This window comes from Cytobacillus sp. Hm23 (assembly GCF_051842895.1).
Taxonomy (GTDB): Bacteria; Bacillota; Bacilli; order Bacillales; family SM2101; genus Nanhaiella.
On sequence record NZ_JBPXRQ010000004.1, the window covers coordinates 1 to 24,790 of the forward strand.

Annotated in this window: 25 protein-coding genes; 10 read left to right on the forward strand and 15 right to left on the reverse strand. The window is 34.7% G+C overall.

Annotated features, from left to right (window positions below):
• Window positions 1-334 precede the first annotated feature (334 nt).
• The 5 genes from ACSVDA_RS03545 to ACSVDA_RS03565 all read left to right on the forward strand — a co-directional run bounded on the left by ACSVDA_RS03545 (window position 335) and on the right by ACSVDA_RS03565 (window position 5,674).
• Entirely contained in the window at window positions 335-907 is a 573-nt protein-coding gene (locus ACSVDA_RS03545) for a sigma-70 family RNA polymerase sigma factor (RefSeq protein ID WP_485880904.1), read from the forward strand.
• A 7-nt stretch (window positions 908-914) separates the two neighbouring features.
• Window positions 915-1,871 carry a hypothetical protein gene (locus tag ACSVDA_RS03550; protein ID WP_485880906.1) on the forward strand — a complete coding sequence of 319 codons (957 nt, stop codon included), beginning with the start codon at window positions 915-917 and terminating at the stop codon, window positions 1,869-1,871.
• A gap of 468 nt (window positions 1,872-2,339) precedes the next feature.
• A complete protein-coding gene (locus ACSVDA_RS03555; RefSeq protein WP_485880908.1) occupies window positions 2,340-3,347 on the forward strand; it encodes a metal ABC transporter substrate-binding protein in 1,008 nt (335 codons plus the stop codon).
• 386 nt (window positions 3,348-3,733) lie between these two features.
• Entirely contained in the window at window positions 3,734-4,738 is a 1,005-nt protein-coding gene (locus tag ACSVDA_RS03560) for a permease (protein WP_485880909.1), read from the forward strand.
• Between the two features lie 12 nt (window positions 4,739-4,750).
• Complete coding sequence (locus ACSVDA_RS03565) at window positions 4,751-5,674, forward strand: TIGR03943 family putative permease subunit (RefSeq protein ID WP_485880910.1); 924 nt, start codon at window positions 4,751-4,753, stop codon at window positions 5,672-5,674.
• A gap of 596 nt (window positions 5,675-6,270) precedes the next feature.
• Here the strand turns inward: ACSVDA_RS03565 and ACSVDA_RS03570 are convergent.
• Window positions 6,271-6,909, reverse strand: a complete 639-nt coding sequence (locus tag ACSVDA_RS03570) for a histidine phosphatase family protein (protein ID WP_485880912.1) — start codon at window positions 6,907-6,909, stop codon at window positions 6,271-6,273.
• Window positions 6,910-7,382: 473 nt separating this feature from the next.
• Between ACSVDA_RS03570 and ACSVDA_RS03575 the strand changes: the two genes are divergently transcribed.
• On the forward strand, window positions 7,383-8,471 hold the full coding sequence (locus ACSVDA_RS03575) for a type III polyketide synthase (RefSeq protein WP_485880913.1): 1,089 nt from the start codon (window positions 7,383-7,385) through the stop codon (window positions 8,469-8,471).
• 19 nt (window positions 8,472-8,490) lie between these two features.
• Window positions 8,491-9,045 (forward strand): isoprenylcysteine carboxyl methyltransferase family protein, encoded by a 555-nt coding sequence (locus ACSVDA_RS03580; protein WP_485880915.1) that lies wholly within the window; start codon window positions 8,491-8,493, stop codon window positions 9,043-9,045.
• 47 nt (window positions 9,046-9,092) lie between these two features.
• Here the strand turns inward: ACSVDA_RS03580 and ACSVDA_RS03585 are convergent, their stop codons facing one another.
• The 9 genes from ACSVDA_RS03585 to ACSVDA_RS03625 form a co-directional block, all read right to left on the reverse strand.
• Window positions 9,093-9,626, reverse strand: coding sequence for a chromate transporter (locus ACSVDA_RS03585; RefSeq protein ID WP_485880916.1), 534 nt, complete (start codon window positions 9,624-9,626; stop codon window positions 9,093-9,095).
• Window positions 9,623-10,174 (reverse strand): chromate transporter, encoded by a 552-nt coding sequence (locus tag ACSVDA_RS03590; protein ID WP_485881193.1) that lies wholly within the window; start codon window positions 10,172-10,174, stop codon window positions 9,623-9,625. The genes ACSVDA_RS03585 and ACSVDA_RS03590 overlap by 4 nt, the downstream gene beginning before the upstream one ends.
• 69 nt (window positions 10,175-10,243) lie before the next feature.
• Window positions 10,244-11,854, reverse strand: a complete 1,611-nt coding sequence (ggt, locus tag ACSVDA_RS03595; RefSeq protein WP_485880917.1) for a gamma-glutamyltransferase — start codon at window positions 11,852-11,854, stop codon at window positions 10,244-10,246.
• Between the two features lie 294 nt (window positions 11,855-12,148).
• Window positions 12,149-12,472 (reverse strand): hypothetical protein, encoded by a 324-nt coding sequence (locus ACSVDA_RS03600; RefSeq protein ID WP_485880919.1) that lies wholly within the window; start codon window positions 12,470-12,472, stop codon window positions 12,149-12,151.
• 396 nt (window positions 12,473-12,868) lie between these two features.
• Window positions 12,869-13,033, reverse strand: a complete 165-nt coding sequence (locus tag ACSVDA_RS03605; RefSeq protein WP_320209992.1) for a YvrJ family protein — start codon at window positions 13,031-13,033, stop codon at window positions 12,869-12,871.
• 149 nt (window positions 13,034-13,182) lie between these two features.
• The gene (locus ACSVDA_RS03610; RefSeq protein WP_485880921.1) at window positions 13,183-13,401 is read right to left on the reverse strand and encodes a DUF2922 domain-containing protein; all 219 of its coding nucleotides are present in this window, start codon (window positions 13,399-13,401) and stop codon (window positions 13,183-13,185) included.
• An 80-nt stretch (window positions 13,402-13,481) separates the two neighbouring features.
• Window positions 13,482-13,700, reverse strand: coding sequence for a DUF1659 domain-containing protein (locus tag ACSVDA_RS03615; protein WP_485880922.1), 219 nt, complete (start codon window positions 13,698-13,700; stop codon window positions 13,482-13,484).
• A gap of 106 nt (window positions 13,701-13,806) precedes the next feature.
• Window positions 13,807-15,504 carry a methyl-accepting chemotaxis protein gene (locus ACSVDA_RS03620; RefSeq protein WP_485880924.1) on the reverse strand — a complete coding sequence of 566 codons (1,698 nt, stop codon included), beginning with the start codon at window positions 15,502-15,504 and terminating at the stop codon, window positions 13,807-13,809.
• Window positions 15,505-15,850: 346 nt separating this feature from the next.
• Complete coding sequence (locus tag ACSVDA_RS03625) at window positions 15,851-17,200, reverse strand: aspartate kinase (protein WP_485880926.1); 1,350 nt, start codon at window positions 17,198-17,200, stop codon at window positions 15,851-15,853.
• Between the two features lie 587 nt (window positions 17,201-17,787).
• Here ACSVDA_RS03625 and ACSVDA_RS03630 point away from each other — a divergent pair.
• Both ACSVDA_RS03630 and ACSVDA_RS03635 read left to right on the forward strand, forming a co-directional pair.
• Entirely contained in the window at window positions 17,788-18,204 is a 417-nt protein-coding gene (locus ACSVDA_RS03630) for a Fur-regulated basic protein FbpA (RefSeq protein ID WP_485880928.1), read from the forward strand.
• Window positions 18,201-18,359: a hypothetical protein gene (locus ACSVDA_RS03635; RefSeq protein ID WP_485880929.1), complete on the forward strand. Its 159-nt coding sequence runs from the start codon at window positions 18,201-18,203 to the stop codon at window positions 18,357-18,359. The genes ACSVDA_RS03630 and ACSVDA_RS03635 overlap by 4 nt, the downstream gene beginning before the upstream one ends.
• Before the next feature lie 253 nt (window positions 18,360-18,612).
• Here the strand turns inward: ACSVDA_RS03635 and ACSVDA_RS03640 are convergent, their stop codons facing one another.
• Complete coding sequence (locus ACSVDA_RS03640) at window positions 18,613-19,509, reverse strand: hypothetical protein (RefSeq protein WP_485880931.1); 897 nt, start codon at window positions 19,507-19,509, stop codon at window positions 18,613-18,615.
• 378 nt (window positions 19,510-19,887) lie between these two features.
• Between ACSVDA_RS03640 and ACSVDA_RS03645 the strand changes: the two genes are divergently transcribed.
• Window positions 19,888-20,205 (forward strand): YbjQ family protein, encoded by a 318-nt coding sequence (locus ACSVDA_RS03645; RefSeq protein ID WP_485880932.1) that lies wholly within the window; start codon window positions 19,888-19,890, stop codon window positions 20,203-20,205.
• Window positions 20,206-20,457: 252 nt separating this feature from the next.
• Here the strand turns inward: ACSVDA_RS03645 and cysK are convergent, their stop codons facing one another.
• The 4 genes from cysK to ACSVDA_RS03665 all read right to left on the reverse strand — a co-directional run bounded on the left by cysK (window position 20,458) and on the right by ACSVDA_RS03665 (window position 24,785).
• Window positions 20,458-21,387, reverse strand: coding sequence for a cysteine synthase A (gene cysK / locus ACSVDA_RS03650; RefSeq protein ID WP_485880934.1), 930 nt, complete (start codon window positions 21,385-21,387; stop codon window positions 20,458-20,460).
• A 46-nt stretch (window positions 21,388-21,433) separates the two neighbouring features.
• A complete protein-coding gene (locus tag ACSVDA_RS03655; RefSeq protein WP_485880935.1) occupies window positions 21,434-22,897 on the reverse strand; it encodes an amidase family protein in 1,464 nt (487 codons plus the stop codon).
• 204 nt (window positions 22,898-23,101) lie between these two features.
• On the reverse strand, window positions 23,102-23,740 hold the full coding sequence (locus ACSVDA_RS03660) for a response regulator transcription factor (protein WP_485880936.1): 639 nt from the start codon (window positions 23,738-23,740) through the stop codon (window positions 23,102-23,104).
• Window positions 23,724-24,785 carry a HAMP domain-containing sensor histidine kinase gene (locus ACSVDA_RS03665; protein WP_485880937.1) on the reverse strand — a complete coding sequence of 354 codons (1,062 nt, stop codon included), beginning with the start codon at window positions 24,783-24,785 and terminating at the stop codon, window positions 23,724-23,726. The genes ACSVDA_RS03660 and ACSVDA_RS03665 overlap by 17 nt, the downstream gene beginning before the upstream one ends.
• Window positions 24,786-24,790 lie beyond the last annotated feature (5 nt).

Here is a 24,790-nt window from a genome sequence, read left to right on the forward strand (position 1 = left end):
TGCACGTATCCCCATTTCATACTTGTTTCTCGACAACTCAAGTATAAAAGAATGGGTGATATCGTGCTCTTTTTTATGCACTCAAATTGTGTATAAACCCCAACATTTATTATAGAACCGTTTTTTTAGTATTAAGGAAGACACGTTACAAATACACCTTCGGGGCATTTTCTTTTATACGGTGACAATTCCCTAACAATTTGTTTTGCTATGGTTATTTGAATGAATAGTAAAACAGATTACAAAAAAAATCTTACAAATTATTATTTATTTTTTGAACTTTTTCATGCAATCGAGCCAATAAATAGAGAGAGAGAAAAAAGGGGGCTCTAATATGACTGATGAAGAATTACATAGTTGGTTAAAGGAGTTGACAACTGGAAGCGAAAAAGCTTTTGAAGTTGTCTATGAAGAAATACACCATCATGTCTATCGAACTATTTATTTTTTAGTGAATAACAAACAAGATACGAATGATGTTGCAAACGAAGTGTATATCCAATTGATTAACTCCATTTCCAAGTACGATCAGACTAAACCTTTCTATTCGTGGCTAAATGGTCTTATCGTTAAACAAACAGCTAATTGGAATAGAAAACTTTGGAGAAAATTCAATCTTGATAAGAAAAATCAGTTATTCTCAATCGAAGAACATCCTAGATCAACAGAAGAAACAATGTTAACAAATGAAACGAATAGCCAACTATTACAGCATGTTAATAGGCTGCCATATAAATTAAAGGTAGTCACTGTACTTAGATACTTTCATGACAACAGTTTTGAAGAAATTTCCAACACATTAAATATTCCCATTGGAACTGCAAAATCAAGGCATCATCATGCATTAAAAAATCTTCGAAATAAGAAATTGCCAACTGAAAGTGAGGCGTCACTACATGTTCATTGAAAGGGAATTGAAAAGTGAATTCGAGAAAACATCAAAAAGTATAAAAGAGCCGGACAACATAAAAACCAATGCACAACTTGCTTTTAAACATTACCATTCCAATAAGAAACGAATACGAAATCAAAGGTTTAGCAAGTTAGCTATCGCTATGGCGTGTCTATTGATATTCTCTGGTTTTGCTTACGCAGCTAATATTATCTATGAATTTACATTTGATAGCTTTGAATTTAACATTGCAGATGACACAATGATAGACATCCCTAACTTGAAAGAAAGAGAACACATACAAAACACGATCGAACATATTCGTGAATCATTGAAGCCTGGAGAATCTGCAATTATGTACAGTTCTGCGTTGGATAATGGACAAAACGGTTCATTTTCTTTAGCGACCATCAACAATCCTCAAGAGATAAGTATAGAAGATTGGAAAGACTATATGAGTGATTACTTTTCTCAATACAAAATACCTCGAACATCGTATCACGGAATGACGCTTAAAGCAGCGCACTATCAAACGGTAGTTGGTGGCGTTGATCCTGAGATGGCAGAAAAATATTACGATACACTAAAAACTCAATCAACAAAGACTACAACAGAAATCACTTGGGATAATCTAGGGTCTTTTTCTATAAAACCAAATGACTTAAGGAACTTACCAAATTTGATTTATAGAACAAAAACAAACGACGAAATTTTCATTACCTATCACCTCCTTACAGATGATCTAGTTGCAATGACGTCGTATTTAGGAGAGGATTTTAAACAATATAATGTAGACGGAAATGATGCATTTTACGTTGAAACAAATGAAAGTTTATATACAACTAATAATGAAAAAATATTAAGCTGGATTGAAAACAGTAATGGTCAGATGATTTTATACAAAATAACAACTGATTCAGTTAATATTACTCAAGATGATTTATTAGCTATTGCAAATAATATGGAAAAAGTAAAATAAAACTAAGTGTTCAAGGAATTTTTCACTTTGTAAACGAGATCTATGCTGTAAAGTTAGCTCCATTATAACCAAATAACTAGTCACCTATATGAATAAGTTCGGTAATAAATATTATATAGGTGGCTATTTTCTTCACATACTATCATTTAGTGTATACCCACGATTAGAACAAAAAGAAATATTCAATACGAAAACTGTTTTTATTTTACAAATATTTATCAAACAACTTGATTTCTTCATTGTTCATGTCAATCCCCATTAATATCTTCAAACTCCTTATCTCATTTTCTAGAAAGTTATTTAAGTATTTTTTATATGTTACACTATTGTAAAAATTTTTTAAATTGTTCTTAAACCATTTACAAACTAATATACATGATTTAGTATATAAAACGAAATGATTACGATTTACCTTTTTTGTACTAAACGTTTTAATTACACAAATTTATTATGTTAGGAGCTAACAACATGAGAATCAACAAATCTTTTTATACTTTAGTTTTTGCTATCAGCCTTATTCTTGCTGGCTGCGGAAACTCTGAAATTGTTAAAACAGGAATATCTGACAATGAAAAAGTAACAATTTATACAACGATTTATCCACTTGAAGATTTCGCGAAAAAAATTGGTGAAAACTATGTTGATGTGAAAAGTATTTACCCTCCAAATGTAGATGCCCATTCTTTTGAGCCTTCTGCAAAAGACATGGTTGCTCTAGCGAAAGCTGATTTGTTTATTTACAGTGGAGTTGGTATTGATGCTTTTGCAGAAAATGCTATTAAATCATTAAAAAATGAAAGTGTTACTATTTTAGAAGCAGGAGAAGGCATTGAACTATTAGAATCCTCTCAAAACGAGGAACATCATCATGAAGAACAAAATGCTGATGCTGAAGAACACGGTCATGAAGATGAAAGCGTTGAAGTGGATAACGACGAGCATAACCACGGTGATTATGACCCTCACATATGGTTGGATCCTCTCCGTGCAATCGAACTCGCTGAAAACATCAAAAATAAGTTGAGTGAATTAAAGCCAGAACATGCTTCAATATTTGAAAGCAATTATATACGGTTAAAAGATAACTTAGAAAAACTTGACGAAGAATTTAGAAGTACAATTGAAAGCTCCAAGACGGATATTATTTTAGTTTCTCATGCAGCCTATGGATATTGGGAAGAACGTTATGGTATTGAACAGATCGCTATTACTGGTTTATCTCCTACACAGGAACCTTCATTGAAACAGTTACAAAGTATTATTGAAGAATCAAAAAAGCACGATATTCATTATGTTATTTTCGAACAAAGTGTTACACCAAAAGTAGTAAAAACTATCCAGAAGGAATTGGGAGCGGAATCTCTAACTCTCCATAATCTTGAGTCATTGACAGAAGAAAATATTAAGCAAAAGGATGACTATTTCAGCATCATGCGAATGAATTTACATACCATTAAGACCGCGTTAAATGATTAATAGTTTTTTCAAAAAAATCCCCAATAAAGAATGTTTACTAATTATCGACCTCAAGACGAGGAATATGTTCCTCTTATATTTTTTGAAATTTCTGATTATTATATTTATTATTTATTTATGAGGCTGGGACATAACTTAAGTGTTTAACTAAAATTCCGAACAAAGTAATAACTTAGCGGATGAAATATACGTAGACTCCTGCGGGATGAAAAGCAACGGCTAGACCCCGCAGTGCCTGGCACGAGGAGGCTTGCCAGCTTCCCGCGGAAAGTGGAGTATATTTCAGGAGCGGCGTAACTACAACTACAACCATTGTTCGGTTTCTATTTAGTTAAAATACTTTTGTCCCAGCCTCAATTACTGGAGGCTATTAAAAGGAGGTTAAAATGAATAAGATTTTACGAGGTAGTATTATAGATATAACAGGGTTAGCGATTATTGCTTTAACTCTTCTTCTTTTTTCGTTTAGTACAAGCTTTAGTGGTACCTTTACTTTTCCTCCTTCTATACTGAATTTGAATACTATTTTTCTAAGTATATTAATAGAGGCTCTTCCTTTTGTTTTAATAGGAGTATTAATTGCTGGAATGATTCAAATTTTTGTAACCGAAGAACATATAGAAAGGTGGATTCCTAAAAATAAAGTAATGGCGGTCATTATGAGTTGCACTGTAGGAGCGCTTTTTCCTGCTTGTGAATGTGGAATCGTTCCAATTGTTCGTAGACTTATTTCTAAGGGTGTGCCGATTCCTGCAGCCATCGGTTTTATGCTAACAGGTCCATTAATTAATCCTATAGTCATTGCCTCTACCTATATGGCATTTGGCAACAGTTTTAAAATTGCTGGACTACGAATGGGTTTAGGTTTCTTAATTGCTATTATGATTGCATTGACAATAAGCGTTGTTCTTAAAGGTAACCAATTGAAAACGTCAATTAGTATAAAAGTTACACATTCACACACGCATTCAGATAACAAATCTTTTACGAACCGATTTTGGTCTATGTTAATTCATGCTATTGATGAATTTTTTGATATGGCAAAATTTCTAATTATTGGTGCTTTTTTAGCGGCGTTTGTACAAACCTATTTACCTGCAAAAACGTTATTGGAGACAGGTAGCGGTCCCGTTTCTTCTTTACTAGTTATGATGGGATTAGCATTTGTTTTATCCTTATGTTCTGAAGCGGATGCCTTTATCGGTGCGTCTTTTAGCAGTATTTTCCCTACTTCGTCCATTTTAGGTTTTTTAATATTCGGACCAATGATCGACTTAAAAAATACGTTAATGTTATTAAGTGTCTTCCGATATAAGTTTGTTATCGGCTTGCTTGCATTGGTTTCATCTACAGTATTTATCGTGATCATGCTGCTGCAAACTTTTCTTTAAGGAGGAAGAACCGTGAAATTTTCTTATCAACAGGCTTTAAGAGCATTGATTCTATTAACATTTTCAGCAATGCTCTTAAAGATGCATTATGCTGGAGACATTACCAAGTTTATCAATCCTAAATATGTCGGTTTAAGTCAGTCTGCTTCAGTCATTTTTTTATTCTTGTTTTTTATCCAACTAACAAGAATATGGCGTGTTAAAGATAATAGCCACAAACATTACTCCCATGAAGACAATAACTGTGGACATGACCATGGCAATTCAGCTTTTAATGTTAAGAAGTTAATATCCTATATGATTATAATTGTTCCTTTATTAACTGGGTTCTTTCTGCCTCCAAAAGTTCTCGATTCCTCTATTGCTGATAAAAAAGGAGGTATGGCAGTTTTATCCAGCCAGAAAGATACAAATAATACACCAGCAAATGATACGAATGACAATACTACACAAAGTGATGCTTCGATTAATGAAAACCTTGTAAATCCAAATATAACGGAAAGCAAAAAAGAGATGTCTAAGGAAGAATTTGATCAGCTGATACAAATGCTAGAGAAGACTCCTATAATTGAAATGAATGAATTTGTTTTTAATGCCTATTATGAGGAAATTAGTAAAGATGTTAATAAATTCAAAGGAAGAAATATTGAATTAAAAGGATTTGTTTACAAGGAGGATGGATTTGAAGAAAATCAGCTTGTTATTTCGAGGTTTCTAATTACTCATTGTGTAGCAGATGCTAGCATCATCGGATTCCTCTCAGAATTCAATGAAGCCTCTAGTATTGAACAGGATACATGGATCGAGGCCAAAGGAGTGTTGGATATTACGAACTATAATGGAATGGAACTTCCTTACATCAAAATTACTGAGTGGAAAACAATAAATGCCCTTAAGGAACCTTATATTTATCCTATAAATATTAAAATATTATAACAAAGAAGAAACGTCCTGGAACCATTGCATCAAGTGATGCTTGTATGGGATCCTTTATTATTAAAATAAAGGAAGCCATTTTCTATCTCAAAACACTTCGCTAGGCACATTAGGAACCGCAATTTGTTGAAGTGTTATCAAAAAAATGTAGACAAACGAAATAACAACGAAAAAAATACTAGGTCATTTAAGCCTGAGAATTAACTGGGTGAGATACTTTGAATGATATGTCATTAATAGCAACTACTAATAAAGGAATCGTTGTGAACAATACTCATAGTGAGTTAAAGTGAATTGCACCTTATATAGGAAGACATTATGATGAAGCGGCAATTGCTCATAGAATCTATTTTTAATCACTATCATTTTCTAGAACGAATCCTCCAATCGATTCAGTAATGATATTATTGAAACTGATAGGTAGTTAAATTAAGCTCTTAAAAAGGCGCTTTTATACTACAGAATTTCTCCATTGTTTAAACTACATACTTAGTAGAGATAGCTAAACTCTTTTGTTAGATTACTATTAGTATAGAAAATAAAACTTATATATAGCGCTCTTTAGTCATGAATTGATTAATTAAAACAATCTGCATTCACTTCTCATAGTGAGTCGTATCACCATGCAATAGTATCTCGTTGTTTTGATCACCTATTTCCACAGCAGATAAACTTGCACCATGTATAAATGGACCTTTCCATAGTTCTTCGAGAGGTCTATTTTCTAAATAGGCCATCATCGTTTTAAGTACAACGGCATGTGTAACAAGTAATACATCTCTTCCTTGATTCACATTAATAACATATTTAAGCACATCTAAGCTACGTTTTTGAACGTCAAAAAAGTTTTCACCAGATTTGCTTTCATAAAACTGTGGTTTTGACCAAAACAACTCACTTTCCTTCGGATATTTTTCTCTAACTTCATCGGTCGTTAACCCTTCCCATTCACCCATTGCCATTTCATACAAGCGAACATCTGTATGTATGGGGATATCTCGTTTTCCAATGATTTGTTTACTAGTTTCTAATGTGCGACCACTTGGGCTAGAATATACAGCATCTATATTGACATTTTCTAGCCTACTCCCAAGGCTTTGAGCCTGTGTAACCCCATATGCTGTTAGGGGTGAATCTTTCCTACCCTGCATCCTCTTTAGAACATTCCATTCAGTTTGACCATGTCTTGTAATATATAAGCGTGTTACATTGTTATTTGATTGTAGTTTACTCATATTCATTAACACACCCTAGCCTATTCTTTATTTACATTTTGTTAATAGATAGTTAATTACCATCTCTGCAGATGATATGATTCCATTAGTTGTTAAACAGTACCCTATTTGATCCAAGGGATATATATGTCTTAAAGACTGTTTGCACATAGAATGTTGATTTACGAATTAAGTAATAGATACATAGACCAATCAATCGTTCGTGGCATCTTTTCTTTTAAAAAATGATATCAAACATATTAACCCCCTTCTTCCTTTGTTAATTTGGTAACAATAGCAACAAGCCCCTTCTAAAATGTGTACATTTAGCTGTAAAACCATAGTTCGTCATTCTATTATTCTATCATCTTTAAAATTAACTTGCGACTTGACTAACATATTATGGTGATTCAAAACTAAGAGAAAAATTTTAGGAAGTATACTATTTTCCATTATGTTACACAATAAACATAACATGTAAATGAGGTGTTTTTATGCCAAAAGTTATATCAATAAGTAAGTACATCCCTCCATATCAAATTAACCAATTAGCAACTAAAGAAATTGCAAAAGAGCTATTTAAAGATAAAATAACTAACCTTGATCGGTATCTTCGTGTATTTGAAAATACTGAAATTGAGAAACGTCATTTTACTAAAAATGTTGATTGGTACAAGCAGGAGCATACGTTTGAAGATAAAAATAATATTTATATTGAAAGTTCAGTACAATACGGATCTGAAGCAATTAAAAATTGTTTACAAAACGATATATATTTGAACCAACATATACATTTTGAAGAGATCGATGCAATTTTCTTCATATCTAGCACAGGAATTGCCACACCAACGATAGAAGCAAAAATTATGAATATCCTTCCTTTTTCTAATCATACGAAGCGTATACCGATATGGGGATTAGGGTGTGCTGGTGGTGTAGCCGGCTTATCTCGTGCATTTGACTATTGTAAAGCATATCCTCATTCAAAGGTCATCGTCTTATCAATTGAATTATGCAGTTTAACATTTCAAAAAAACGATGTATCAAAAAGTAACATAGTCGGAATGTCATTATTTGCTGATGGGGTTGCTGCCTTATGTGTTGTAGGGGATGAAGTAAATGCTGATCAATTATCAACGCTGAATACTCTCCCTCATATTTCATGCACTCAGTCAGTGTTTATGAAAAAATCGGAAGACATTATGGGCTGGGATGTAACGAATGACGGACTTTCAGTAATCTTCTCAAGACATATCCCTACATTAGTAAACTCTTGGCTGTCACCTGTTGTCCATTCTTTTTTAGAACAACATAACTTAAACATTGATGATATTAATCATTTTATTGCACATCCCGGAGGAAAAAAAGTCATTGAAGCTTATAAGAGTTGTTTACATATGAGTGATGACTTATTACAACCATCGTTAACAGTTCTTCAACAATATGGCAATATGTCGTCCCCAACTGTTTTGTATGTACTTGATTTAGTTATGCGACAGCATGTAAAGCAAGGATCAATAGGCTTAGCCATTGCATTAGGACCAGGATTTTCAGCCGAATTAGCACTATTAACATGGAAATAACATTAATGGAGGTGTAAGTATGATTTTTACTATTTTTTTAACTGTTATCATTATTCAACGACTGTCTGAAATTGCTATCGCAAAATCTAATGAAAAATGGATGATTGCTCAAGGTGGTATAGTCATTCAACAAGATCGTTATCCGGTCATTGTGTTACTACATAGTTGCTTCTTCTTATCACTAGTTGTAGAAGTTATTTATTTTGGAAAAACGCTATCTATAGCTTGGCCCTTATTGTTAAGTTTGTTTTTTCTTACCCAAGTTATTCGAGTTTGGGCACTTCATTCGTTGGGTAAACATTGGAACACAAAGATCATCATTTTACCGAACGTAGAATATGTAACAAAAGGACCATATAAATATGTTCAACATCCAAATTATGCAGTAGTAATTATCGAGTTCATTCTTATTCCTATTATGTTTGAAGCTTATTTGACCGCCCTTGTTTTTACTGTATTAAATGCAGTGGTTCTAAAACATCGCATTAAGCTTGAGGAAAGTATGCTAGCGAAATATATGAATAGCACAGAGCTAAATAATAAACCTAGGTTCATTCCATTGCTGAAAAATTAACGAAGTTAAACCTTCCTCAAAATAAGATAACACCCACGTTTAGGGTGTTATCCTCCTAGAAAAATCGCACCATAGCCAAGTGCTGCAACAATCACAAAAGCTGGATGGACTTTCCACCTTTCCAATAACAAATAGCTAAGAATAATTAAGATACCTGTTTGAAGCGTACCTGAGCCTTCATACGAATTAACAAAAAAGCGCATCGCCATTAACCCTAATAGCACAGCAATCGTAGGCCTTATAAAAGCAGTCATGCGCTTCACTTTTGGTGAGTCTTTAAATTTATATAAAATACTTAATAACGTAACCATTAAAATCAATGAAGGTGCGACAGTTGCAAAAATCGCTGTGACTGCACCAAAGACACCACCTTGTTGGTACCCTATATATCCAGCCATTTTTGTAGCAATTGGACCTGGCAATGCATTACCAATTGCTATAACTTCACTAAATTCATTAACAGTTAACCAATGATAACGGTGTACAACTTCATTTTCTACTAACGGAATTGAAGCAGGTCCACCACCGTACCCAAGTATTCCTGGTATAAAGAAAGCAAGGAATATTTGCCAATATATCATTTGGAACTCCCTCCTATTTTATCTTTTTTCATGAGAGCTACCAACAATAAAATGGCAATAATGACTCCAGGGTGTACATTCAATACTTCTAATAACAATAAGCTAACAAGCGCTAAAAAAATTGTCTTTGTCCAGCCCAGTCCTTTTTGAGCGTTATTTAAAAACTGCCAGGTTAATACAGCTAGCATTACCCCAACCACTGGAATTACCGCTTTTGTCATCCCAATAACCCATGGTTGGTCTTTGACAGATGTTAATGATGTTAATAACAGCACCATCAGGAAAATTGTTGGAACAATTGTCGCTAGTACTGCATTGATCATCCCTAATATACCAGCGACACGATAACCAATATATCCCGCCATCTTCGTAGCTATGGGGCCAGGTAGCGCGTTGCCCAAAGCTAACACATCTGCAAACTCATCATCGTTCATCCATTTATATTTTTCCACAACTTCCTTATGTACTAGTGGAATACTGGACGGACCACCACCATAACCTAGCATACCAACTCTAAAAAATGCTAAAAAAAGGTGTATTTGCTTCATCTTCATCATTTCCTTCTAGTCAAGCTTTAAGTACAAGATACTTTAAACCATAATCATTTCATTGGATTTCTAATATGCCGCAATAGTACCATCTGTACGTGACTCTGTACCACCAGAGAGCACTCCTGTTTGCTTGTCACGACAAATAATTTGACCACGACCAAACTCTCCACGATCTGTTGCAATTTCAATCTCATGACCTTTTCGAGCTAGTTGTTGAGCTATATGATTCGGGAAGTTATGCTCAACTCTAACTTTTTTACCATCAATCCACTGCCACCTAGGGGCATCAAGCGCTGCTTGTGGATTTAAATGAAAGTCAATCATATTCATTACGACTTGTAAATGACCTTGGGGCTGCATATATCCTCCCATTACACCGAATGGTCCAACCGCCTCATTATCTTTCGTTAAAAATCCTGGTATAATAGTGTGGTAAGTTTTTTTGCCAGGTTGTAGTGCGTTTTCGTGCGTTTCATCGAGCGAGAACTCTTGTCCACGGTTTTGCAGAGCAATACCAGTGCCAGGAACAACTAAACCTGATCCAAAACCCATATAATTACTTTGGATGAATGAAACCATATTTCCTTCTTCATCAGCTGTAGCTAAATAAACAGTACCACCCTTTGGTGGTTTCCCAGCTTCTGGTAATATAGCTTGTTCAGTAATTTCGTTTCGCCTAATTTGTCCATATTCATCAGACAATAGTTGGTTAACTGAAGTAGACATATGGTCTGGATCAGTTATATACGCTTTACCATCAGTAAATGCCAGTTTCATTGCTTCGATTTGTTTATGATATGTATTAACATCGTCTTTATTTGAGAAATTAAATCCTTTTAGTGTGTTAAGTGCCATTAAAGCAATAAGGCCTTGTCCATTAGGCGGGATCTCCCACACATCATAACCACGATAATTAACTGAAATAGGTTTTACCCATTCAGGTTTATATGCTGCAAGATCTTCCAATGCTAAAAAGCCATCATATTGTTTTGAGTAAGCTGCGATTTTTTCTGCAAGTTCCCCTCGATAAAAGCTCTCTCCATTTGTTTCAGCAATTAAACGTAAAGTTTCGGCATGTCCTTGAGAACGCCAAAGCTCCCCAATTTCAGGTGCCCTTCCTTCAGGAGCAAACGTTTCAAACCAGTGAGTAAATTCTTTATCAGTAAATATTTTTTTAAATATTTTGTAAGCAGAATTCCAATACTTACCTAATACAGGTGATATCGGAAATCCCTTTTCAGCATATTCGATTGCTGGTGCCAAGACATCAGTCAATGGTAGTTTGCCGAATTTATTTGATAACTCTGCCCATGCACTTGGCGCACCAGGTACGGTAACTGGTAACCAACCGAATTTAGGCATTTTCTCATAACCCCTCGATTTAACCGCATCAATTGAAATATTTTTAGGAGCTGGGCCACTTGCATTTAGACCATGCAGCTCACCCTTCGTCCAAACTAATGCAAAAGCATCGCCGCCAATACCATTTGAAGTTGGTTCTACAACAGTTAAACATGCTGCTGTTGCTATGGCTGCATCAATGGCATTTCCACCTTTTTTCAAAATATCTAAGCCAGCTTGAGCTGCCAAAGGTTGTGATGTGGCTACCATACCTTTGCGGGCAATAGTTGTCATTCGTTGTGAAGAATAAGGATAACTTAAAAAATCTATACTCATCTGTTTTTACACCCCATTAGCTTTCAATTGTAAACATAAAAAATATTCTAATTGTAGATTATAAATTAATCACTCAGAAAAATCTATTATTTAATAAGATTTCCGTACATGTTGTACTAAATATCATTGTTATACATATAAAAATTTTACGCTAAAGTAAATATATAGAATATTATCCACCAATTTCATGCATTTTTATCACCATCACAACGATGATATCTTTGCAATATGTAATTCACTATATCAATATAGCAATTAAGTTATCAAAAGGAAGCTAAAAAAAAGACAGTCTCGTTATGCAATCGAAGACTGACCTTTTCTATTAAACATAAATGTTATTATCGCCATAGCTAATAGTATGGACAGTTTGAAATAATAATTTGGAACGAGAAGTCCAATTACAAACAGAGTTAAAATAGTTGATAGCTCTACCAATTTGTTTTTTATCGATTTGTTTTCGATCATAAAATTAGCTAACATGTCACAGCACACCCAAACAACAATACCTACATAAATTGTCGTTTGATGTTCTAACACATCTTCAAGGCTAAAAATAAATGCTGTAAAAAATGTTACTAGCCCAACCATCTTAATAAGTAAATATCCTACCTTTTTCATGATGGCCTCCATAATTTTAGAGTTTGTCCTAGTTTCATTAAGGCTGTTTTCGCAATGACTGTTGATTTTTCACACAATAAACAGGTATACAACGAAATTTTCGTGGCATCTTTCCCTCGATAAAACGATGACAACTGACAAAGGCCTCGTTTTGCTGTTGTAATTTCATACAATGAAGTGTACGAAAAAGAGCCTTCATTAAAAAACATTAACTATGTTAACATATTTTTCATCCGTTATCAATGTCAAAATGGTGAAGCTATGATACATTACTTGAATGATAGTAAATTCTTTAAAATAAACTGTATATGTAAAATTCATGTGAAGCGACTGCTACAAATAATGGAAAAGTCCCACCTTGCAAGATGGGACCTTAGGTCAGAATCAAATTATAAATTAGCTACTTCTCTTACTCGGTAAAAATTCATCTCCACTATTATTTTGTAAGCTTTTAATGGTTCGTATCACAACATCAAGCTTAACTTCAATACGGTGTAACAAATAAAATGATATGACAATGGGGAAGCCAACTTCACTTACGTAAGAGAGCCATTGATCCATTCAAATTCCCCCCTTCATGTACAAAAGTTAGCATAATAAATGATCAATAGACCGCCATACAACATGAACACTAAATTGATTGATAACTTTCCTTAAACGTATTAATGATGAGGGCGACCTAGTTGATTACACTCAACTTAAGTCAGGTTTTAGAGTATTTGAATGTCTGTTACATTCCGTTCTACAACACGTGCACCTTTTTTACTAGTTAATCCCCCACCAGATGAAGTGAATACGTCTGATGAAAGGATTGTATCCATAACTGAAGATACAAGCGTAGTATCAACTGGTTCTGTTGGGTTTTCAATAGAGATTGTACCTACTTTTCCTTCTTCATTCCCGAACTTCAGCTCTAAAGTTTTTGCCAAAACTTACACCTCCTTATTACAATATGAATGGTTGATTATGCTCAATTGTCATCATCTACTAAACTAAATTAACGCTACTATTATTGAACAAGTTGTTGAGAGTCGTTTCTTTCAACACGATGCACTTCATTTTCCTGAAGACTAATGATTGCTACAGCAGCAGTATAGAGTTCATCTGTTGTTGCTGTTGTTTTTACATTGTTGTAGTTTTTATTACGAAATATCTGCTTTCCTTCCTCATCAGTGCCTAAATCGTAAATAATCCGTAATTGGGAATCTGTTATAATTGCTTGCGCCAAGCTTCTCACCTCCTTTGTTATATTAATAGCGATAACAAGGTAAAAAGTAGCGTTCAAACACAAAAAGGCTACTCAAATTGAGTAGCTTTCCTGATGGAATTTAAGCTTATACTTTAAATTGGTTAATTGACTCCTGAAGTTCCATCGCTAAATGGCTTAAAGCTTCTGCAGACGATGCTACCTCCTCCATCGTAGCATTTTGTTCTTCAGCAGCCGCTGCAACATATTGTGTACTTGCAGCCGCTTGTTCTGCAATCGATGAAGTATGTTCAACTACAGATATAATACTTTGAGCGTTAGTGTTTACTTGTTCAACGACAGTAGATACTTCTAGTGATTGAGCTGCAATGCCATTAATACTAGATTCAATCTCACTGAACGCTTGACCAGTTTGGTTGACGAGGTTTATCCCATCTCGAACAGCACTTGTACCAGCATTCATTGCTGTAATTGCTTTCGTAGATTCAACTTGCACTTCATTTATAATGTGATGTATCTTGTTAGCAGCACGACCAGACTCCTCAGCGAGTTTACGAACTTCATCAGCAACTACTGCAAAACCACGCCCATGCTCTCCAGCTCTAGCAGCCTCTATAGCTGCATTCAATGCCAATAAATTAGTTTGATCAGCAATATCAGTTATTAATGAGACAATTTGTCCAATTTGGTTAGATTTTTCCCCAAATGCATCAACGACAATTGAGGTTGCTTCTACCTTATCGTGAACGAGATTCATCTGTTCAACTGTTTGAGTAACGACTGCTGATCCTGATGTAGCTTTTTCCTTCGCAATTTCAGATGCTTGTGCAACTGATTGAATTGAAGCAGTTACCTCTGTCATTCCTTTAGAAATCTCATTTATCGCAGTTGAAGATTCTTTTGCACCAGTCATTTGCTGCTCTGCCCCGCTCGTAATTTCTTGAATATCATTAGAAATTTGTTCACTAGCTCTACTAGTTTGTTCAGCACTTGCAGTAAGTTGTTGAGAGGATGCAGCAACTTGTTCAACGTTCTTTATCACACTGCGGATTAAATTTGCAACGTTCTTACCCATTACATTAAATGCAGTACCTAGCTTACCAATTTCATCTTTATTTTTCACTTGTAAAGGATCTATCGAGAAATCTCCTTTTGCAAGACTATCTAGTCCATACAATACATGTAATAATGGTTTTTTTATGCTTCTTCTTAAAACAAGTAACAATACAATTGTTATTAGGATAATTGCTATCGATACAACAATTGCTAATAATCTCATTTGTTTAAAAACAGTTGTACTTTCCTCGCTTGCTTTTATCGCTTCATCTTTGTTAATGGCTAATAATTTCTCAATATATACGTTTGTGTTATTAAAAATTTTACTAGCAGTATTTACCATTTCATTAATTTCGTCGATATCCTGGTTATCTCCCATCTCGTCTATTCTATCGATAAAATCATAATGAAAGTTGATGTATTTTTCCCACAATGACACAAATTCACTAAACAATCTATTTTCTTCAATTAATAGACCTTTATTTTGATACAACTCAATTTCTTCGCCTATTTTCTCGATCGTATAATCCATTTTATTTAATATGTTTTTTTCTTGTTTATTTATATATGTAAGTTCTAATCTGAATAAATGCTCCTTCATATAATTCAATTTATTTATTGATTCGACACTAGGCAACCACTTTGTCGTGATTTTTTCTGTTTTTTCATTCATTTGTTGTTGTTGATAAATACCTAGACCACCAACAAAGAACATTCCTACTATTATAACTGCAAATGATAATGTGAGCTTTTTCCCAACTGAATTCATGATAGCCCCCCACGCTACTTTAATGTAATATCTACCTTTAATAATAAAGAATTCCAGTTAGTTTTGTCTATAAAATTTAGGTATCTTTTGTATGTAAGAGGTTTTTCCATCACTATTTCCCTATTAATTTTTTGCTTTTTCGTACTAAGAGCTAAATATAAATACCACGATTGTCCCTAACATCTTTTCTTATGAAAAGACGGTAATAATCATATATAACATAAGCAATTGCTCAAATATAATAATAAAGAGAGAACAATTCAATACAAATTTTATTCTAAAAATAAACAAGGCTTACTCATTCTTTTAAAGAACAAGCAAGCCAACTACTTCAGCTAATTATTTTTTATTTGTAAAAGTTCTTATATAATGAGCGCACTGCTCTGTCGACAGCTGATGCTTTAACCCCAAACATCATGCTCACCTCAGAAGACCCTTGGTTGATCATTTCAATATTCACTTCAGCTTTTGCAAATGCTTCAGTAGCTTTAGACGCTATACCTATACTATGATTCATACCTTCACCAACAACCATAATCATGGCTAAATTTCTCTCAATAGATATGTCGTCTACGTGCAATTCTGTTTGAATTCTGTCTAGCAACTTATCTTCTTTTAATCCATCTAGCTGATGCTCGCGTAATATTATTGACATATTATCAATTCCCGAAGGAGTATGTTCATACGACACACCTTCATCTTCCAGAATTTGCAACAACCTTCTTCCAAAACCTATCTCTCTATTCATTAAGAATTTACTCACATAAATACTACAAAATCCTGTATCACTAGCTATCCCAACAACTGGATTTTCACCAATTTCTCTTTCAGATAGAATGAGTGTCCCTTCTGCTTCAGGATTATTCGTATTCTTTACACAAACCGGTATTTTAGCCTTAAATACTGGCTGTAATGCCTCGTCATGAAAAACCGAAAAACCAGCATAAGATAGTTCACGCATTTCACGGTATGATAATTCTTTTATGTCTTTCGGTTGATTAACAATATTTGGATTTACACAATATATAGAATCAACATCAGTAAAGTTTTCATAAAGATCTGCATGGACGCCAGCTGCAACAATAGCCCCAGTTATATCTGATCCACCTCTAGAGAAAGTAACTAATTGCCCTTTAGGAGAGTAACCAAAAAAACCTGGAATGATTAAAAATCCACTTCTGTTCCTAAGTTTGTATAAATGATCGTATGATTCAGGTAAAATATTTGCGTTTCCTGGCTCCTCACTCACAATAATCCCTGCTTCTTTCGGATTAACATAATTTGCCTCAAAACCTAAGTGATCCAAATAATATGCCATTAGCTTTGCGTTATTATCTTCGCCACTCGCTTTTATTCTATCTAAAAATTGCTCATCATCATCTTGATAAGATTCAATTACGTCTTTAATGCTTTTTTCAATTTCTGAAACAATATTACTTGATAACTCTAGACCAGCAGCTATCTCAGCATATCGTTGTAAAATTGCAGCTTGAGCATCTTCATACGTGTCTCTCTCTATAACTTTTTCTGCTAGTGTAATTAGCATATCAGTCATTTTAGTATCTTCTTTATGCCTCTTGCCAGGAGCAGAAACTACGACAAACTTTCTCTGTACGTCTGCAGTTATTATTGAAGCTACCTTTCTAAATTGCTCAGCACTAGCTACTGAACTACCACCAAATTTTGCCACTTTCATCTTCATTAACACCTTTCCGTCAAGTTAATCATTGCATTAACGCATTAATTTGTTTAAATTTTTATAATATTTTATACTACCACATTTTCACCCTTTTTTGTCAGTATAAAAAATTCCAAATTGTTTAAACACACTTTTTTTGAGTTCACTATCCCTTTATCCAAGGCTCTTTTCGTTTCTTTATTAGTTAGCGCGTACACGCCTTAACGTTGGGAGCATTTTTTCTACTTTTAAAATTACTGAGGTCTCATAGTAAACATAGTAATAAAGTTTACGACACAAGACTTATCTAATTATTTATAGTGTTTCATTTTCTAACTACTCTATTACACTATTAAACAGAAATCAATTTCAATCATGTAGCGTTTAGTTGTTTAGAGAAAAAAAGAATTTACAGAAAAAATGGGCTATAACACATTTATCACATATTGTTTTGTTAACATCTAGTCAAGGTAGTAAATACCAATGCTCATTTTTTAATAAAGCTTTATGAACAATGATAAGCATTGAGCAGTACAAATCAATGATTCATTCTTAAAAAATATGTATATTAACATATCATACTCAACAATTTGGAGGATATTTTAATGAAAAAACTTAGAGCCTTAACATTAGCAGGGGCAATTACATTGAGCGGACTTACTACAAACAATGTACTTGCAAACAGTGAAGAACATACTGACACATCGAAAGTTATTTATTCTGAAACAACAAGCAATGAGACAAAACATGAAGATGATAAAAAACAGTCTAATGCAAATATGTCAGCGGTAGATATTGACGCTAATAATTTTCCACTTGAAACAATGAAAGAAATAATGAATACCTTCACCGAAGAAAACGAAAGTCCAATACATGAGGCAATACAAGATTTAGGGATATCTATACTTATAGATAACGGGGTTTTCAAATCACCTGACGATCGCCATCTCTATGAACTTAGTCAAAGTGAATTATTCACATTATTAGAATCAGTTTATTTGCAGAAAGAGGTATCAATATGACTAAAAATAAAAAAATGTATATATACGAAGTAATGTCGAAAAAGAAATCGGAGGATAAAAAGCTAGAATCCGATCAAATACGTTATCAACGGAAAGTTATTCTTGAAGAAGCAAAGGATTATGGTGAAAATGGAAGAAACTACGATTTTCGATGACCAGCAATCAGGAGTTGTCTCAAACTAATTGCGCTCGTTCAATAAAGCTAAAATCTAAACAGGTGGAGAGTGAACTCCACCTGTTTGAACAACTCCATATGCGTGGCACCTTTTCTTCTTGGATAGATGAAAAGGCTTAAGTTTAATAAGCTAAAGTGAATTTTCAAATTGTTGTACAACCATGTTTCGAAGTATAATTGATCCGTCATTCACCTTCTAGCCCAAGATTTTAAAGCATTACCAAATCATTCGTTTACTCAGACTTTAAATGATGTCCAAACTCAATTTGTTCATCAATGTTTTTCAAAATCAGAAACAAACAATACATGACTACAACATTAAACAATGGAAATAGTATAATCTCACTAATACTGACGTGGACACCTGATAATAATTGACTAATAATCATTCCTGTAATTGCAGTTAGCATTGTGATTCCTTTAACAGTTACGATTGATGCAAGTAAATAACCGAAAGAATTTTTACGTAGTACTAAATAACCTGATAAAATAGAAATTGGTACAAGAAATCCAAGATCAAGTGCTTGTATCACTAATGTGTTATAGTGTTCCAAGCCAATTGGTATTGAATTGTCAATAAGAGCGGGAACAATCCTACCTAGCCACATCAATCCAACTGTTACCCCTATGAATAATAAAAATCCACCTACAAACTTTGTGGGAAACCGGTTATCGAAAACCGAAGAGCTTAGCTTTTTCAAATCAAATGACGTCATGGCGAGTGTAAATGCAAAAAACGCCGCTGACATCAAAAGTACATATATAAGAAAAAATGGATTATACATCGATAGAAAAGAATACGAAGTATACGTATATAAAAAATACCCTAAAGTACCTGTGAGTAAAATATCACCTTTTATTAGTCCCTTCCTAGACATATAGAGAGATATAATAAGTAAAGGAATACCTACTACTATCGTCACGAGATCTTGTGCAATTGCCTGTGACGCTATGGCTATAGAATCATATTGATATAACCCATTTCCTTGTACGGTTACTGTTTCCCCACGTACAGACATAAATTCAAACTGACCTGGTCCTCGATTTGAGAAAACACCATAAACAGATGAAATCAATGACAAGACTATAATAAGTATAACGAGCATCTTAATTACCTTTGCGTGCTTCATATTAGCTCCACTCCCCCATTATGAATGATATGCATATTTCCACCAGAGTTCGCAGTTTAATATATTTCAATGTTTAGCACATAATCTCTCTACTATATTTTACCTTATGATGACCTATACGTTCAGTCTATCTAATGACAACTTTATGAATGCTCTTTTTGTAACCTTCTAACTAGAACTTCTAGCAGAAGCTTAACAGCTTGTTCTCATTTTTTATAAGCAAGAACGCTTTTAACTCTTATTGTATAAGTATGTATGTCTTAGGACAAAACAACTTTAGAAAAAAGTTGAAGTAAAAATGAATCTCTTTTTGCAGTTAATCGTATTAATTATTATAGGAATTCAAAACCACGATTCCATTACAAGGAGGAATTAGGAATGATTGTAACAACAACTAATTCGTTAGAAGGTAAGAAAATTGACTCGTATTTAGGTATCGTAACAGCTGAGGCTATTATGGGTGCTAACGTCGTCCGAGACTTTTTAGCAAGTGTAACAGACATAATTGGCGGTAGAAGTGGCACATACGAGAGTAAGTTAGCTGAAGGACGTCGTGCAGCAATTGCTGAAATGGAAGGAAAAGCAAAGCAGTTAGGTGCTGATGCAGTAATCGCTGTAGACTTAGACTTTGAAACACTAAGAGATGGAATGATGATGGTTGTTGCTACAGGTACTGCAGTGAAATTTGCTAAATAGTACTTTTCTGGAGCTCTTTTCCTATGCTTTGATCTATTGTAAAAAAATCATATATATAGAAGTACCAAGTAAATACAAAGCAAAAGGTAGCAAAGCAATTACTTTGCTACCTTTGTTTTGTTAATAAACTCACTGAAGTTAACATGGATATCTAGGGATAAATCATTTCTTTGCCTAAATAATAATATGAACAGACTGATGATTTATTTAGGTTATATTCATATAGATATGTCTTTCGCACTATACAAACAGTCAATCTTTGAATACATCACTGGATAAATAGCGTTCCCCTGAGTCAGCGGTCATACATATAACAATATCCTGTGGTGGTAATTCTTTTGCAACCTGTATAGCTGCGTAAACAGCCGCACCTGAAGACGGCCCAACAAGAATACCTTCTTTTGATGCAAGATCTCGAACAATACTGTACGCTTGATCATCCTCGATTTTGATAATTTCATCATATATGTTTGTATTTAACGTAGCAGGAATAAACCCCGGACTCGTTCCAACAAGTTTATGCTTACCTGGCTGCCCCCCAGATAAAACCGGTGAACCCGATGGCTCAACAACATATACCTTTATGCTTTCATATTCTTCTTTTAACGTTTCACCAGTTCCTGTAATCGTACCGCCAGTTCCAGATGTCGCAACGAAAGCTGACGGTGTTTTACCAATTTGCTTCATAGCTTCAATTATTTCAACCGCTGTAGTTGTACGGTGGGCATTTGGGTTTGCTTCGTTTTCAAATTGCATTGGGATAAAACTATTAGGAATCTGTTTCGCTAATTCTTTTGCTTTCTCTATCGCTCCAGGCATACGCTGTTCACCAGGGGTTAAGACAACCTTTGCTCCATACGCTTTAACGAGGTTAATTCTCTCTTCTGTCATTGTGTCAGGCATAACGATAATAGCTTCATATCCTCTCGCTGCAGCATTCATAGCAAGGCCGATACCAGTATTACCAGAAGTAGGCTCTATAATTGTTGAACCAGGCTTTAGCAACCCGCGCTTTTCCGCCTCAATAATCATATTATAGGCTGCACGATCTTTTACACTTCTACTCGGGTTGTAGTATTCAAGCTTAATGTAAATCGTTGCTCCATTTTGACCTGTAAGTCGATTTAATTTAACAAGTGGCGTATTACCAATTAAATCTGCAATATTTTGCACGACACGCATATGTACACTCCTTCGGGTTCAAGACCCCCACTGCTATATTACACTTCTAAACGCCAGATAGCTGACTCCTTGGGGGTTGACGGTGTTTTGTTTTTTGTTCGTATGAGTACGCTATTTCTATTAATTGTGGTTCTGTAAATGCTTTTCCTGTCAATGTGAACCCATATGGCTTGCCATCTGTAGTAAAGCCGCAAGGTACACTTATTGATGGATAGCCAGCTCTAGCTGCTATATCTGCTCCAGAATCTGAAGGAAATAAAATCACATCAACGTCGTATTTATCTATTGCGTAATCAATCCCTTGGTCTCTCGATAAAGAAATATCATTCGCTCTACTATGAATATATTCGGCCTCAGTTAATGCCCCACTTCTACTTTGGGATTGTAAAAAATAGTGTTGTCCATATTTTAGTGCTTTCTCAGGAACACTGTCATTATAAGAAATGATATCTTCAAGTGTACGGATTTGACCATGATTCAACTTCTTTAAATATGCATTGATTGCTGGCTTAAATTCGTAATCCAATACGTTCCAATCCCAGTGTGATTTATAGGACGGGATAGTAATTGATTCTACGATTGTTGCCCCTTCTTCACGCATGACATCAATAACGGATTGAATGAGTTTACTTTCACTAGCACAATCGTACTTAACATCTTGAAAGACACCAATCTTTGTTCCTTTTAAACCATCTTTATTCAGAAATTGACTATAATCATTCTTCGTTTGCCCTATGCTAATGGCTGTAGAGGGATCTTCATGATCTATACCAGTAATCGCACTTAACAAGATTGCAGCATCGCTTACATTTCTTGCCATTGGGCCTGCAACATCTTGACTGAAAGCTATAGGAATGATTCCATCGCGACTGACAAGACCAACCGTAGGTTTGATGCCAACGAGGGAATTGTTTATAGCTGGGTTTAGAATCGATCCAGATGTCTCAGTTCCAATAGCTGCAGCTGCAAAGTTAGCTGCTATTGCTGCACCAGACCCCGAACTTGAACCTCCAACATCAAACCTACCAGGTCCGTACGGGTTTAAGACTTGTCCACCCTTTGAACTATAGCCTGAAGGCATATTTTCAGCCATATAATTAGCAAATTCAGTCATGTTAGTTTTCCCAAGTATCACTGCCCCTGCTTTTCGTAGCTGCTTTACTACAAAAGCATCATCAGCAGCATAAGAATCTGACAGCACTAATGACCCTGCACTCGTATTCATTTTATCATCTGTATCTATATTATCTTTTAATAAAATAGGAATTCCATGCAAGTGACCTCGAGCTCCTGTTAACTTTCTTTCCCTGTCAAGAGATTCTGCAATATGTAGTGCATCAGGATTAATTTGTGCAATGGAATTGATCGCAAGTCCTTCGCTATCAAAGGATGCTATTCTATGTAAAAAAAACAAAACAAGTTGCTTAGAAGAAATGAGTTCAGCGTCCATAGCTTCTTGCATTTCAAATATTGTGGATTCTTCTCTCCAATAATTTTTTATACTTTTCATGCCTTCTAAATAACCTCCTAAAATATTATAAATTAAAGTAAAACGTTAACGAATTGATTAAGGTGTTACCCGTATACACGTAGCGTACGTGGCATCTTTACTTCTATATAAAAATGACTGTTAGATGTTATCTTCTTTTTTAGGAACAATGGCAACACAAAGTTCTCTAGAAGAGACTTAAATAAAACATAAAAAAACTATTTATTAACCTACTAAACCATTGCGATTAGCGTAAATGGCTGCTTGGGTTCGGTCAGCTACTTCAAGTTTACTAAGGATGTTACTCACATGTGTTTTTACCGTTTTTACCCCAATAAATAATTTATCACTAATCTCTTGATTGGTTAAACCATCACCTAAACATATTAACACATCTAATTCTCTATCAGTAAGCTTGTCATGTGGTTTTTCAGAACTATTTCGAAAGCGATTCATCATTTTATTAGCTACTTTTGGTTCAATTACATTTTCTCCACGAAATGCTTTGCGAATGGCATCACTTATTTGATCGGCTCGTGATGTTTTTAGTAAATAACTAAATGCTCCTGCTTCTATTGCTGGAAATACTTGTTCATCATCATAATAGCTTGTTAAAATGATGACTTTACACGCTGGATTGATAGCCATAACTTGCTTAGTTGCATCGATGCCTGTACCTCCCTCCATTAATAAATCCATTAACACAACGTCAGGTTTGTTCTTTTTTACTAGTTCAATTCCTTCCTTGCCATTTTTACCTTCACCAACTACTTTAATATCCCGTTCAGTCATAAGATAGGAGATAATACCTCTTCTTACCATTTCATGGTCATCTACAACGACCACTTTAATTTTCTTCTCCATCGTGTTCTCCTCCTTTAAAAGGTATGCGAATATCGATATATGTTCCTTCTCCAACGTTGGATTTCACGCTAAATTGTCCACCAATTTCTTCACACCGTTCTTTCATCGTGTGTAGACCATATGAAGCCATTTTTAAATTCGTTACATCAAACCCTTTGCCATCATCATAGACGTGTAGAAAAATATATTGATCTCTCTTATATAATTCGATTTTCATCTTTGATGCGTCAGCATGACGTAAACTATTTGCTAAAGCTTCTTGAACGATTCTAAATAAATGATCCTCCACTGCAAATGAAAGGTCATTTATATTTTGGATAGAAACTTTAAATTTGATCGGGCATCTTTGCTCAAGCTCATTAACGAGCTGGTTAATTGCTTGATCGAGAGGCTCTCCTGACAAACGCACAGGTCTGAGATGAAGCAAGAGAGCTCGCATTTCCACTTGAGCTTGACCAGCCATATCTCCTATTTCCTGAAGCTGTTTCTTAGCTAAATTCGGGTCATCATCAATAAGTCGGACTGCAGCTGACGATAACATACTTAACGCAAAAAGTTGTTGACTTACTGCATCATGAAGGTCTCTAGCTAGTCTTTGTCGTTCTTCAACAACCGCGACTGTATGCGCATTATTAGCTAACTCTGCTTTTTGAGCTGCAAGCCGTTGTAATGATTCTACTTGTCCCTCGATTTTTATCGCTAGTTGGTTCAATTCATCACTAATTCTGCCAATTTCATCTTTTTCTTCGCTTTGTATACGCTCTGATAAATTCCCTCTCGATAACACAGTTATATATGTTGAAACATCCTCTATTCTCTTTTTGATAGACATGCTATTTCGGTAGCCAATAAAAACACCCGATCCTATTGATATACATGTAACAAACAACGTCATCCACAAGATTGTAGGAATGTATATAGATTGAGTAGGAAAAAATAAGAAAAACAGCTGTAAACCAACAAAGAAAAGGATCGTTGACACTAGAGCAGCTACGAGATGGGAGCGAATAAATTGAAAACGTATACTTATAATATTTTTAAGCATGAGCT